The sequence below is a fragment of the Ekhidna sp. genome (genome assembly GCF_964218185.1).
Lineage (GTDB): Bacteria > Bacteroidota > Bacteroidia > Cytophagales > Cyclobacteriaceae > Ekhidna.
On the sequence record NZ_CAXPLV010000007.1, the window covers coordinates 21,684 to 35,585 of the forward strand.

The window sequence follows — 13,902 nt, forward strand, 5'->3', positions numbered from 1 at the left end:
TTATTGAAATAAACGAACCAAATGCATACTTTGCAGTCATGAAGTTTGTCTTTTTCTCTTCTCTCCTTTTACTAGCCCATTTGGTGAGTGCTCAGGACGGAAAATATAATCTGGGAGGCCGCAGCGCCGGGATGGCTGGGGCATCCCTTACGCTTGGTGATGAGTACAGTCTTTTCAATAATATAGGCGGGCTTGGACGAGTGGAAAATCATTCGGCTTTTGCAGCATACCAAAATCGTTTTGGTGTTACAGAATTTCAAGTAGTAGGAGCTGGAGCAGTTTATCATTCTGATATTGGAAACGCCGGGGTTGGGTTTTACAAATTTGGAGACGATCTGTACAGTGAGCAGCGGGTTCATTTAGCCTTTGGAAATAAAATTCAAATGGTGAGCCTCGCATTGGGAGTTGATCTACTTCAATACAACATTTCCACCATAGGCACCAATAGAGCTTTGGCTATTCAGTTTGGTGGTATTGCAGAAATCAACAAGCAACTACGATTTGGGATGCATATTTTCAATCTCAATCAAGCTCAACTTGATACGGAAACCGCTGATAAGATTCCGACCATCATGAAAGGAGGATTATCATACCGCCCTTCAGACGAACTGATGATTAACCTGGAAGTAGAAAAGGATTTGGACTTTGATGAAGTTTTCAAAGCTGGTATTGAATATCAGGTTGTGGAAAATGTATTTGTCCGTACTGGAATTAGTACCGAACCTTTCCTGGGAGCATTTGGAGTGGGTTTCCATCCAAAAAATTTAAAGTTTGACTATGCATACTCAAACGACTCCCGACTTGGTAGTATCCATGAGATTTCAGTCGCCTACACATTTATAAAATGAAAAAATGGCTGACCATAGGGTTGCTATTAGCTGGCTTAACCTCTTATAGCCAGAATGAAGAAATCGACCTGGAGCAATTTGCAGAACGACTGTTTCAGGTGCAGGATGAGGATATCTCATATGAAGACATCTACGAATCCCTGCTACTCTACTACAGCAATAAGCTAAATCTGAATAAGGTAGAACCTGATGAGCTAGCATCACTCTACGTTCTCAATCCCGCACAGTTATCCAGCTTCTTTAGCTACAGAGATAGGTTTGGAGATTTTCTTTCAATCTATGAGCTTCAAGCCATACCCGAAATGGATCTCGAAACCATTCGTTTGCTTCAGCCATTTGTAACCGTAGAAGAATCTCTCACAGACAACCGACCACTCCTTAAACGTATTGTCGAGGAAGAAAACAACTATTTCTTGCTACGATATTCCAGAAGACTAGAAGAGCAGATTGGGTACACTCCGGCTCTTCCTTTGGACACCACTTTTACGAGAGATGGTAGTGGCAATATTATTGACACCACAACCACAGCACCTACGCGTTATGCGGGATCACCGAATAAAATCTATGGCAGATTCCGCACCAGTCATCGCGACGATTTTAGTCTCGGTTTCACTTTTGAAAAAGACAATGGAGAGCGATTTGGTTTTGAGAATGGTCAGTATGGATTTGATTTCTATTCCTTCCATCTTCTGCTTGAAAACAAACTTGGCTTTGACAAAATTATGCTGGGAGACTTCCAATTGCAGGTCGGTCAGGGTATTGTGTTTGGTGCGGGATTCAATGCCGGAAAAGGAGCTGAAACGGTCAATACGGCTAAGCGAAATAGCATAGGGTTAAGGTCATATACTTCTGTGCTGGAGTCTGGTTTTTTTAGAGGTGCAGGACTCACACGAAAGCAAGGGGATTTTGAGCTCACTGTCTTTTATTCACACCTAAATCAAGATGGAAATATCCAAACTGACACCACGTTTTCAGATTTTGAGGAGTTTGTAAACTCTATTCAAAATACCGGTTTTCACCGTACTCCTAGCGAGCTTGCCTCCAAAGATCAAATCCAGGAGCAGTCAATTGGAGCAGTGGTCCAATATCAGCCACATCGAAGATTGACAATTGGAGTTTCTGGCTTGAATAGTCAATACAGTCGGCCCCTTCAACGTAAGCCGAATAATTACAATCAATTTGAATTTAAAGGTGACCGTAACTTCATCACCTCCGCTTATGCAAACTATACCTGGCAAAACTTCACCTTCTTTGGTGAGGCTGCACGCTCAAAGAGTGGAGGGATCGGTGCTGTGGGTGGGCTTGTGGCCAGCCTTTCGCGCACGGTGGATATGGCTATGGTTCTCAGAAATTATGATCGAGATTTTCATTCATTTTATGGAAATGCTTTTTCTGAAAATTCAAGAAACATTAATGAGACAGGAACCTACTGGGGGCTTTCCATCAAACCAAACAGAAGGCACAAACTCAACGTGTATTACGATCGGTTCAAATTTCCCTGGCTGAAATACCAAACAGAAGCACCTTCAGTAGGTAGCGAATGGCTCGCTAGATACTCCCACTTTCCAAGCAGGGAAGTCACACTCTATGCTCAAATGAGACAACAAAACAGGCAGGTGACCATTGCAGATGAAAATCTAAATGTCTTGACTGATCAGATTAAGCGTAATTTCATTTTCAACATAGACTACACCCTAAAGCCCTGGCTGAAGCTGAAAACAAAGGTGCAAAGCAGCACACAAAATGAAGGCGAAGAGTTTACTAAGGGGTTTGCGATCATTCAGGATGTCAATTTTGATGTGTGGAAACTCAAATTCAATACCCGAATGGCTCTGTTTGAAACGGATAATTTTGACAATGCCCAATATGTGTATGAAAGTGATGTGCTTTATGCCTTTTCTATACCGGCTTATTTCGGCACAGGTGTGCGTTCTTATGCAATGGTTCGCTACGATCCCATTCGCAATGTTTCGTTCTGGTTGCGCTACGCTCGTTTTTCCTACCGCAATCAGGAAACTGTCGGATCAGGACTGGACTTAGCTGAAGGCGATACCTCCAGTGAAGTAAAAGCCATGCTAAGAATCAAGTTTTGATATGGGAACGAACAAATTCCATTTCTCGAAGTTCTGAGTTAGGTTTACTATACATAATCTTCGAGGATGCAATCATTAAAAGATATCTGGGGCAACATAATTGAGTTTCTCACCAGCGTAGGAGAAATATTCACTACCAATCTTTTTAGCCTGGGAAAAAGCGATATAACCCTGGGCACCATCCTTTACTTTCTTGTCAGTTTTCTTGTTCTCACTTTTGTTGCCAAGCGTTTTAGAAACCTGCTGGTAAATAAAATATTGGTGAAGGCCAATGTAGAGAAAGGTGCCAGAAATTCCATCGGACTCATCACCCGTGTGATGATAATGTTTGTTGGTTCCATTTTCATTGTTCAGAGCGCAGGTATCGACATGAGCTCGCTGAGTCTACTCGCTGGTGCTCTTGGTGTCGGCATTGGATTTGGACTTCAAAATATCACAGACAATTTCATTTCCGGTATCATCATCCTTTTTGAAAAACCCATCAAAGTAGGTGACAGAATTGTGGTTGGAGATACTGAGGGAGATGTGATCAATATTTCGGTAAGAGCAACAACCATCCTTACAAATGAGAATGTATCGATCATCGTTCCAAACTCAGAGTTTATTTCTTCCCGAGTAATTAACTGGAGCCACAATGACCGGAATATTCGATTTGACATCCCCGTGGGAGTGAGCTACAGTGAAGACCCTGTGGCAGTGCGCGAGGTACTTCTAAAGGTGGCTTCTGAAAATGAGCATGTGTTGAAACACCCGGCACCCCATGTGTTTTTTGATGAATTTGGTGATAGTTCTCTCAACTTTACACTAGCAATCTGGACATCTACACACACCGACAAACCCAGGAGGTTAAAAACTGAGCTTTATTTTGAGATCTTTCAAAAGTTCAAAGAAAAGGGAATAGAAATTCCATTCCCTCAACGCGATATTTATATTAAGTCAAACGTAGAACCTACGCCGCTGCAGAAGTAGCAGACTCATCCTTTGGAGTTTCTCCAGCCTGTATTTGCTTTACCGTGAGCGTGCTATTATCAGGGCTCCATCCCGGAGGGCCAAAAATATACATGAGCGCATGCTTAAGACTTTTTGCCTGCTTCACGTCTTTAAAAATGGCTTCAAACTCATGGGTGTTAAGTTTTATTGGATTGTAGGTTTCCGGGTCTTTTAATATGCCATACTTAGGTTCTACTCCTGGAATGATATTCTGCCATGTACCGAAAACATGATCCCAGAAGAGGAAAATCCCACCGTGATTCTTGTCTAGGTACTCCACATTGCTGGAGTGGTGCACGGCATGTACGTATGGGTTATTGAATATCTTTCCAAAGAATCCAAGAGACCCGAGCAATTTCGTGTGAAGGAAATACTGATACGTTGCATTGATAATCAATGCTGTTCCAATCATCACCGGCTCAAATCCGATGCAGGCCATCCACAACCAAAAAATAGGCTTGTATAAAGTGATAAACCACCCATTTCGAATGCTTACAGCAAAGTTGAAATTTTTTGAAGAATGGTGCGGCACATGTGCTGCCCACAAAACTCTGACTGTGTGGCTCAACCTATGATGCCAATAAAAATTAAAGTCATCGGCCAGGATAGCCAAAACCCATGCCCACCAGGCAAATCCAATGGTCGTGTATCCAAGATATTGCTCTCTCACTGGTTCAAGCACATCGAAAAACCACTGGAAAACTACTACTACAGTAAATACTTTGGTGAATGAAGCAACAATGGAAGCGCCCAACGCAATTCCAAATCCTGCTAGAGAATCCTTTAGCTCATAGTTTTCTTTTGCTACCAGATACTCCACCACCATAAATCCAATCAGGATTGGGTAGATATACTTCATTCCTTCAACGGCACTAAACTCAGGCATAACTTTCTCTCTTCTTTTTAATTTACTTTATAAAATAAGGTGACAAGGATAGTTTAAAATCTTCTATCCTAGCCTCAATTCATGTTAAATCATTATTGCTGTCTCTTTTTTCCAAATTTGTAGGTCAACCCCACCCCGAGCACACTTTTAAACTGGACTCTTGGTTTAGTTTCTCCATCATCTCCGGCGATCAGGATATCCTCATCGTAGATTAGCTGCGTAAATACATTGGTAGACAACACTTTGGTAAGCTGCAAAATGAGAGCATTTTGCCAGTTGACATCCACCTCTCCTACACTCTGGGTATATCCGGTAAAGAGCTCAAGCTTACTCTCAAAAATGTCATTTTTATATTTTGCTCTAAAGAAAGAACCAAATTCAGCTCTAGACTTTTTTCCGGGAGTCAATACGGTAACACCATCGCCAGCAAATACGGCAGGTTCTACACCATAAGCTCCTTGATTGGCCAAATCCTGATCTCTAACGAAAGTAAACTTCCCGGTAAGCGGCTGATAAGTAAAACTTAGTTTATCACTTGGATCATAGGATATACCAAGACCAATCGTGAGATAGCCTGGTGCCATGAAATCAGATATTTTCACCAGTCCGGTCTCCGCATCAAACCCTTCATAAAACTGTGATCTAAAGTCCATCAAGGCACTATAAAACCATTTTCCATTGTCTTTCCTTACCTGAAAACTGTATTTGGTAACCAGGTTTATCAGGTCATCAGATTTGCTAAACCCTGCCGAGCCTTGCTTAATCAATCCATAAGCCAGATCCATTGAGTTTTCCCACTTCCCTCGACCTTTCACACGATTGGCAAAAATTCCAAAATTGGAATTAATGGCAACTGAGTTTTGTCCTCCAGCAGCCCAGTTGGTTAGAGAAACTTGAGAAAATGTGAGTGAACTCGCACCTCCAATGCGCCAGTAGGTAGTGTCCGAACTCGCTGTTTGCGAAAATGAAATGCTAGATAAAAAGGCAAGTAGTACCGAAATTTTTAATCTCATATTTAGTCGTAAGAGTTTGTTTTTAAGTCGTTTTCTTTAAGGATTCTACGCAAAATTTTTCCAACATTCGATTTTGGCAATTCATCAATGAATTCGATGTATTTAGGCCGTTTATAACCAGTGAGGTTTTCCTTGCAGTGTTCCACAATTTCTTCCTCGGTTAAGCTTTGATCAGCTTTTACAATGTAGACCTTCACTGCCTCAGTAGATTTCTTATCTGGCACTCCAATTGCACCAACCTCAAGTACTTTGTCATGAAGGGCAATGCAATCTTCAATTTCGTTCGGGTACACGTTGAAACCTGAAACCAAAATCATTTCCTTCTTCCTATCAACAATTTTGAAGAAGCCTTGTTCATTTATGACAGCTATATCCCCGGTTTTAAACCAATCCTCATGAAAACAATTTTTGGTTTCTTCCGGTCTGTTCCAATATCCCTGAAAGACCTGAGGTCCTCTGGCACATAGCTCCCCACGTTCTCCATAGGCCACCTCTTTTCCCGCATCATCCAAAATCACTACCTCTGTACTTGGTACTGGCATTCCAATGAAACCAGTCTTTGCATCTTTCTTCAGTGGGTTAGCTGTTAGTACAGGTGAAGTTTCAGTCAATCCGTATCCTTCCGAAACTGGTGTACCAGTCACTTCAAACCATTTATCAGCTACATATTTTTGCAGTGCCATACCACCCGCAAATGAGAATTTCACCTCAGAGAAATCAAGGCTTTTAAAAGATGGCTGATTTAGCAATCCATTGAACAACGTATTCACTCCGGTCAAAATCGTCCACTTGTGTCTGCCTAAATCCTTCAGGAAGGCTTTCATATCTCTCGGATTGGTTACCAAAACATTTCGCGCACCAATGCGCACTGTCATTAACGCATTGCATGTCAAAGCGAAAATGTGATACATAGGCAAGGCTGTGATGAATATTTCTTTTCTTTCCTCTAGCCCACCATGCAGCATCCATTCACACACCTGCTCTATGTTGGCAATCACATTTCTATGTGTAAGCATAGCTCCTTTCGATACCCCTGTAGTTCCTCCGGTATATTGCAAAAATGCAAGCTCTGATCTTTCGATAGCTACTTTAGCAACTGGATTTTGAGATCCAAGGCTTAGAGCTTTTTTGAAAGGAATAGCACCAGGCAGACTGTAAGAAGGCACCATCTTCTTGATGTTCTTCACCACGAAATTGACGATGCTGCCCTTCAGGCCTCCGATCATGTCTCCGATCTTCGTCACGATCACAGTTTCAATCTGGGTCTCTGTGATGATCTCTTCCAAATTGCTGGCAAAATTTTCAACAATCACGATCGCTTTCGCACCGGAATCATTGAACTGGTGAAGCATTTCGCTTGGTGTGTAAAGGGGGTTGGTATTCACAACCACCATACCTGCTTTCAGTGCACCATAAATTACCACTGGATATTGAAGAAGGTTGGGCATTTGAATTGCAATCCTGTCTCCTTGCTTTAAGTCTGTATGATTTTGCAGATAGGATGCAAATTGATCTATTGCAGTTCCCAACTCTGAGAAGGTCATTTCCTTCCCCATGTTTTCAAATGCAACAAGATCACCATACTGAGCGATCTTTTCATCGACCATCTCTGGAAGCGATGAATAACTGTCAGGATTAATCTCCAATCGGACTCCTTCGGGGTAGTTGGCGTGCCAAGGTTGTTTCTTCATGTTAGGGCTTGGTTCATTTAGTGCCGATAAAGATAAGCGATGAGGTTTACTGAGAAAGTAATTACCATAAAAAAAGGCCTTGGCACCCCTACCAAGACCTTAAATAAACAACATTAACCCAAAGCTGTAGAGGGAGGATTCGAACCTCCACGGAGCAGTTAGCCCCAGACGTTCTCTCCCGATTCAAGACCGAGAGAGAACCTACCGGGATTTATCCCTTATCTCCACCCCCGAGAGAGGAGGGCATGTCTGCCAGTTTCACCACTCTACAGTGTGTTTGATGATTCAAATTTAATAGAATGGTGGTTTTATTAAAATTTATTTAATAATTTAGTTAAAATTTTACATTTAATTTAATTTAAAACGATTTAAATAATAAATTTTCAAATTTAGCTGTACGATATGAGTAAAAATTATGAGATTGATAATGTAGACCTTAAGATTCTGAATATTTTGTCAGAGGATGCTAAAATGCCATATACAGAGGTCGCTAAGAAAGTGTTCGTGTCCGGAGGAACTGTCCACGTGAGGATGAAAAAGCTGGAAGAAATGGGCATTGTAAAAGGTACCACCCTCAAAATCGATTACGGAAAGCTGGGCTATGACATTACCTGCTTCTTAGGTATCTACCTGGAAAAAAGCTCCTTATACGATCGGGTGGTAAGCGAACTCAAGGAAATTCCAGAGATCGCCACCATCAGGTACACAACAGGCAACTACAATATCTTCTGCAAAATTTATTGTAAGGGTACCTCCCACCTTCGGGATGTGCTTCACGATAAGATTCAAAAGGTGGATGGGATTGAAAGTACAGAGACATTCATTTCGCTGGAAGAAAGTGTGAACAAGCACCTAATTTTCTAAGAAAGTAAAAGCACATCGAACCTTCTTTCAACTTCCTTGTTCTTATTTAGAATTACTATAAATAAGTAGTACCTTTGCACTCCGAAACGAAGGAAAGTAGATGAGCACTGACGATCAAATATTAGAAGAATTTACCTCCAAAGAATATGAGCACGGATGGTCTGTGGATTTTGAAGCAGATGAGGCTCCACTTGGTATCAATGAGGACATAGTTCGTTTCATTTCGGCCAAAAAAGAAGAACCTCAATGGCTTCTTGATTGGCGTCTAAAGGCATTCGATTTATGGCAGAATATGACAGAGCCAAAGTGGCCCAATGTCAAGTATCCAAAAATCGACTTTCAGGCCATTAGGTACTATTCCGCTCCCAAGCAAGATAAAAAACCAAAAAGTCTGGATGAAGTTGACCCTGAATTACTCAAAACTTTTGAACGTCTAGGAATATCGCTTCAAGAGCAAAAAAGACTAACCGGTGTGGCTGTAGATGCAGTCATAGATTCAGTTTCAGTAGCCACCACATTTAAAGAAAAGCTTTCTGAGCTTGGAGTAATCTTTTGCTCCTTTAGTGAAGCAGTTCACGAGCACCCTGAATTAGTAAAGAAATATTTGGGTTCGGTTGTACCCGCAAATGACAACTACTATGCAGCACTTAACTCTGCGGTATTTTCTGATGGCTCATTTTGCTACATCCCTAAAGGAGTGAGATGCCCAATGGAACTCTCCACTTATTTCCGTATCAATGCAGCTAATACAGGACAGTTTGAGCGGACGCTTATTGTAGCTGAGGATGAAAGCTATGTAAGCTATCTGGAAGGATGTACTGCGCCGCAGCGAGATGAAAATCAATTACATGCTGCGGTAGTGGAAATCTACGCAGCTAAGAAAGCGGAAGTAAAGTATTCGACTGTACAAAATTGGTATCCTGGTGATAAGAACGGCAAAGGTGGCATTTACAACTTTGTGACCAAACGAGGAATCTGTGCCGGTGATCACTCTAAAATCTCCTGGACTCAGGTGGAAACTGGGTCGGCGGTGACCTGGAAGTACCCTTCTTGCATTTTAAAAGGTGATAATTCAGTAGGTGAGTTCTACTCTGTAGCTGTGACAAACAACCACCAGCAAGCAGATACCGGAACTAAAATGATTCATATAGGGAGGAATACCCGTTCACGAATTGTATCAAAAGGAATTTCAGCAGGTAAGTCTCAAAATAGCTACAGAGGTCAGGTGGAGATAATGAAACGTGCAGAAAACTCACGCAACTTCTCTCAATGTGATTCGCTTCTTATGGGAGATAAATGTGGCGCACACACATTTCCATACATTGATATAAAAAATAAGACAGCACAAGTGGAGCATGAAGCCACCACTTCAAAAATTGGTGAGGATCAGATATTCTACTGCCAGCAGCGAGGTATAGATGAAGAGACTGCCGTTGCACTGATTGTCAACGGATTCGCAAAAGAAGTAATGAACAAGCTCCCAATGGAGTTTGCTGTAGAAGCTCAAAAATTATTGGCGCTTACCCTTGAAGGTAGCGTTGGATAAATCAACTCAATAAAACGTATGATTTCGATTAAAAATTTGCATGCCTCCATCGAGGACAAGGAAATTCTAAAGGGCATTGATCTGGAAGTAAAGGCTGGTGAAGTACATGCCATTATGGGCCCTAATGGTTCAGGCAAAAGTACACTTGCATCTGTGCTCGCTGGAAGAGAAGATTATGATATTACCAAAGGATCTGTAACATTCGAGAATGAAGACCTTTTGGAATTAAGCCCTGAAGAACGAGCTCAAAAAGGTATTTTTCTGGCTTTTCAATACCCGGTGGAAATACCTGGAGTATCCACAACTAACTTCCTGAAAACCGCAATCAATCAGGTGCGTGAAGCCAGAGGTGAGAAAGCTTTGGATGCTGTTAACTTCCTGAAGTTGATGAAGGAAAAGATGAAGCTTGTGGATATCGATCAGTCGCTATTAAGCAGATCCCTAAACGAAGGATTCTCTGGCGGTGAGAAAAAAAGAAACGAAATCTTTCAAATGGCTATGCTGGAGCCTAAGCTTTCCATTCTGGACGAGACAGATTCCGGGTTAGATATTGATGCGTTAAAGATTGTTGCCGATGGGGTCAATAAATTAAAAACCAAAGACACTGCGACCATTGTAGTAACTCACTATCAGCGTCTGCTGGATTACATTGTTCCAGACTATGTGCACGTTTTATACAAAGGAAGAATTGTGAAGTCCGGAGATAAGAGTCTGGCATTGGAGCTTGAAGAAAAAGGATACGACTGGATTAAAGAAGAAGTAGCAGCAGTATGATCAGGGAAGAAACCACCATATTGGATCAATTGACCAGCTCTTTCCAAGGCAATAAAACCCAGAAAGAGGCTCTGGAAATGCTAAATGAGATCGGACTTCCTCACAAAAAATCTGAGGCGTACAAGTTCACTCCTATCACTTCTATCCTCAAAAAGAATATTGATTTTAGTGCCACGGCTGAAAACATCTTTGATGCAAAGAAACTTTATGAGGAGGAAGGTAGCCACCTAGTTTTCATCAATGGCATTTTCTCCAAGGATCATTCTAAATTTTCTAACACCCTAAAGTTTGAGGTTGGAGATGTGACTGAGGGAAAGCATGATCCTTTCAGTCTTTTGAATACAGCTTACGCTGCGGAGGAAGTGAGAATTGAGTCTGGACAGGAAGCGCCTGTTTATGTTTATCACTTCAACTCAAACGGGATGTCGAATCCCAGAATAAAGGTGACAATCAAAGATGGTCACACGTTTCGTTTAGTTGAAAAATTGATTACTCCAGAGGATACCAAAACCTTCACCAACTCTTATATAGAGTTTTCTGTTGGAAAGAACGCATTTGGCTATCACACCAAAGTACAGAACTATAACGATGCGACATACTCACATGAAACCGTCGTTGCAGATGTAGCCAAAGACTCACATTTCTACAACAATACCTTTTCATTTGAGGGAGCAATGGTTCGAAACAACCTTACTATCAACCTAGACGCAGAGAACTGTGAAGGGCATATGTATGGACTGTTTCTACTTGATAAGAAGTCACACGTTGACAACAACACATCTGTTGATCACATGAAACCAAATTCATATAGCAATGAGATGTATAAAGGTATCCTCGACGAAAAATCGACAGGTATATTTAATGGTAAGATTTATGTAAGACAAGATGCGCAAAAGACAAATGCGTTCCAGTCAAACAATAACATTTTACTCTCAGAAGATGCCACCTTGCACACTAAACCTCAGCTGGAAATCTGGGCGGATGATGTGAAATGCTCTCACGGATGTACTTCAGGTCAGTTGGATGAAGATGCCATATTCTATCTCAGAGCCAGAGGGATCAACGAGAAAAATGCTAAAGCCATGATTCTTAAAGCATTTGCATTAGAAACCATGGGGCACATCAAAGTGGAGTCCATCAAGGACGAAGTTCAGCAACTAATTGATCAAAAATTAACCTGATGAAAGAGGACATTTCTACATTTGATATTCAAAAAATTAGAAATGAATTTCCTGTACTTAACCAGGAGATAAACGGGAAACCACTTATCTACTTTGACAATGCAGCCTCATCTCAGACAGCAAAGCGGGTTGTAAACTCATTGATTCAATTCTACGAAAAGGATCACGCAAATATTCACCGTGGAATACATACACTCGCTGAGCGATCTACCAAAGGCTTTGAAGCAACGAGAGAAAAGGTTCATCAGTTTATCAACTCTGCAGAAGCTGATGAAATCATATTTACCAAGGGTACCACAGAGAGTATCAACCTGGTGGCTCAATCATGGGGTTCAAAATTTCTCAAGCCGGGAGACGAAATTCTAATTTCTCAACTAGAGCATCACTCCAACATTGTTCCATGGCAGCTAGCTGCTGAGCGATCTGGGGCCATCATCAAGGTGATCCCCATCAATGAGAAGGGTGAGATTTTGATGGATGAGTACAAAAAGCTATTGAGTGAGAAAACCAAGTTGGTGGCAGTGAATTATGTATCCAATTCCCTTGGAACAATAAATCCGATAAAAGAGATTATTACTCTTGCACAAGAAAAAGGCGCCACCACATTAATAGATGCTGCTCAGGCAGCTCCACACATCAAGATTGATGTACAGGACTTAGACTGTGACTTCCTGGCACTCTCGAGTCATAAAATGTATGGTCCTACGGGTGTGGGTGTACTCTATGGCCATCGAGATATTTTAGAGGCTATGCCCCCTTATCAAGGCGGTGGTGAAATGATTAAAGACGTATCCTTTAGCGGAACTACATTCAATGACATCCCATACAAGTTTGAAGCTGGCACTCCGAATATCGGTGAGGTGATCGCATTCAAATATGCGATGGACTTTATTGACGAGATCGGTCATGAGAAAATAGCTGAATACGAGCATGAGCTGCTCGATTACGCCAATCAAAAGCTGAATAGAATATCTGGATTTAGGCCTATTGGCACTGCAGATAAGAAGGCTAGTGTTATTTCATTTTTGATTGATAATGTACATCCCTACGATTTGGGACAACTGCTGGACGCGAGAGGGATTGCGGTAAGAACGGGGCATCATTGTACCCAACCATTAATGGATTTCCTTGAAATAGATGGAACCGTGCGAGCTTCTTTTGCAGTTTACAACACCAAAGAGGAAATTGATGTGTTCTGTGAAGCGCTTGAAAATATTGTGAAAAAATTTAGCTGATGGATTTAATCAAACAACGTCAGGAGGAGATAATAGAAGAGTTTTCCATGCTAGATGGAGATATGGAAATGACGCTTGATTATATCATGGAGCTAGGTGCCGAACTTGGGTCGTTCCCTGATTCAGCTCGGATTGAAGATAACATTGTGAAAGGATGTCAATCCAAAGTTTGGATGTTGGCGGAAATGGAAAATGATAGGATCCAATTCAGAGCAGACTCAAATACGGCTATTACCAAAGGGCTGGTAAGCTTGCTGGTGAGAGTATTGAATCAATCATCCCCGAGTGATGTTATGAATGCAGAAATCTACTTTCCTAAACAAATAGGAATGGATAGATTCATTGGCACGCAAAGATCCAATGGATTTGCAGCGATGATTAAGCAAATGAAGTTATACGCTCTGGCGTATTCAGCAAAGCAGGAATCATGAGTGACACAAATACAAATAACGATACACTAGCTCTGAAAGAAGACATTATACGCGCCATTAAAGGTGTTTATGATCCTGAAATTCCGGTGGATGTTTATGAACTCGGGTTGATTTACGAGATCAATATTCTGCCAGTAAACAATGTAGAGATAGTGATGACATTAACATCGCCCTCCTGCCCAGCAGCAGAGAGCATTCCGAGCGAAATAGAGGCGAATGTCCGAGAGGTGCCAGGTGTGAACGATGTGAATATAGAATTGACTTTTGACCCTCCATATGCTACGGACATGATGTCTGAAGAGGCAAAGTTGGAACTAGGGTTTATGTAGAAATAAAATAACTGATTTAAA

General features: G+C 41.5%; 13 protein-coding genes and 1 tRNA gene. 10 read left to right on the forward strand and 4 right to left on the reverse strand.

Going from position 1 to position 13,902, the window contains the following annotated elements; translation table 11 throughout:
- The first annotated feature begins 38 nt into the window (after positions 1–38).
- The 3 genes from ACEQZT_RS11630 (at position 39) to ACEQZT_RS11640 (ending at position 3,910) form a co-directional block, all read left to right on the forward strand.
- Complete coding sequence (locus ACEQZT_RS11630; protein ID WP_370089612.1) at positions 39–848, forward strand: hypothetical protein; 810 nt, start codon at positions 39–41, stop codon at positions 846–848.
- Positions 845–2,941 (forward strand): ComEA family DNA-binding protein, encoded by a 2,097-nt coding sequence (locus ACEQZT_RS11635; protein ID WP_370089613.1) that lies wholly within the window; start codon positions 845–847, stop codon positions 2,939–2,941. Before ACEQZT_RS11630 ends, ACEQZT_RS11635 begins: the two co-directional genes overlap by 4 nt.
- 66 nt (positions 2,942–3,007) lie before the next feature.
- Positions 3,008–3,910, forward strand: coding sequence for a mechanosensitive ion channel family protein (locus ACEQZT_RS11640; protein ID WP_370089614.1), 903 nt, complete (start codon positions 3,008–3,010; stop codon positions 3,908–3,910).
- Here ACEQZT_RS11640 and ACEQZT_RS11645 read toward each other — a convergent pair.
- From ACEQZT_RS11645 to ACEQZT_RS11660, 4 genes are all read right to left on the reverse strand, one after another.
- Positions 3,891–4,817 (reverse strand): sterol desaturase family protein, encoded by a 927-nt coding sequence (locus tag ACEQZT_RS11645; RefSeq protein WP_370089615.1) that lies wholly within the window; start codon positions 4,815–4,817, stop codon positions 3,891–3,893. The two genes, ACEQZT_RS11640 and ACEQZT_RS11645, sit on opposite strands and share 20 nt — an antisense overlap.
- A 92-nt stretch (positions 4,818–4,909) precedes the next feature.
- Positions 4,910–5,830, reverse strand: a complete 921-nt coding sequence (locus ACEQZT_RS11650) for a DUF3078 domain-containing protein (protein ID WP_370089616.1) — start codon at positions 5,828–5,830, stop codon at positions 4,910–4,912.
- 2 nt (positions 5,831–5,832) lie between these two features.
- Positions 5,833–7,521, reverse strand: coding sequence for an AMP-binding protein (locus ACEQZT_RS11655; RefSeq protein WP_370089617.1), 1,689 nt, complete (start codon positions 7,519–7,521; stop codon positions 5,833–5,835).
- A 124-nt stretch (positions 7,522–7,645) separates the two neighbouring features.
- A tRNA-OTHER gene (locus ACEQZT_RS11660) sits at positions 7,646–7,792 on the reverse strand.
- A gap of 131 nt (positions 7,793–7,923) precedes the next feature.
- Between ACEQZT_RS11660 and ACEQZT_RS11665 the strand changes: the two genes are divergently transcribed.
- The 7 genes from ACEQZT_RS11665 to ACEQZT_RS11695 all read left to right on the forward strand — a co-directional run bounded on the left by ACEQZT_RS11665 (position 7,924) and on the right by ACEQZT_RS11695 (position 13,881).
- Positions 7,924–8,385, forward strand: a complete 462-nt coding sequence (locus tag ACEQZT_RS11665; protein WP_370089618.1) for a winged helix-turn-helix transcriptional regulator — start codon at positions 7,924–7,926, stop codon at positions 8,383–8,385.
- Positions 8,386–8,485: 100 nt separating this feature from the next.
- On the forward strand, positions 8,486–9,931 hold the full coding sequence (gene sufB, locus ACEQZT_RS11670; protein WP_370089619.1) for a Fe-S cluster assembly protein SufB: 1,446 nt from the start codon (positions 8,486–8,488) through the stop codon (positions 9,929–9,931).
- Positions 9,932–9,949: 18 nt separating this feature from the next.
- The gene (sufC, locus tag ACEQZT_RS11675; protein ID WP_370089620.1) at positions 9,950–10,705 is read left to right on the forward strand and encodes a Fe-S cluster assembly ATPase SufC; all 756 of its coding nucleotides are present in this window, start codon (positions 9,950–9,952) and stop codon (positions 10,703–10,705) included.
- Positions 10,702–11,886 carry a Fe-S cluster assembly protein SufD gene (gene sufD / locus ACEQZT_RS11680; RefSeq protein ID WP_370089621.1) on the forward strand — a complete coding sequence of 395 codons (1,185 nt, stop codon included), beginning with the start codon at positions 10,702–10,704 and terminating at the stop codon, positions 11,884–11,886. The genes sufC and sufD overlap by 4 nt, the downstream gene beginning before the upstream one ends.
- A complete protein-coding gene (locus tag ACEQZT_RS11685) occupies positions 11,886–13,121 on the forward strand; it encodes an aminotransferase class V-fold PLP-dependent enzyme (protein WP_370089622.1) in 1,236 nt (411 codons plus the stop codon). Before sufD ends, ACEQZT_RS11685 begins: the two co-directional genes overlap by 1 nt.
- A complete protein-coding gene (locus ACEQZT_RS11690; protein ID WP_370089623.1) occupies positions 13,121–13,552 on the forward strand; it encodes a SufE family protein in 432 nt (143 codons plus the stop codon). The genes ACEQZT_RS11685 and ACEQZT_RS11690 overlap by 1 nt, the downstream gene beginning before the upstream one ends.
- On the forward strand, positions 13,549–13,881 hold the full coding sequence (locus ACEQZT_RS11695) for an iron-sulfur cluster assembly protein (RefSeq protein ID WP_370089624.1): 333 nt from the start codon (positions 13,549–13,551) through the stop codon (positions 13,879–13,881). The genes ACEQZT_RS11690 and ACEQZT_RS11695 overlap by 4 nt, the downstream gene beginning before the upstream one ends.
- The last annotated feature ends 21 nt before the right edge of the window (positions 13,882–13,902 follow it).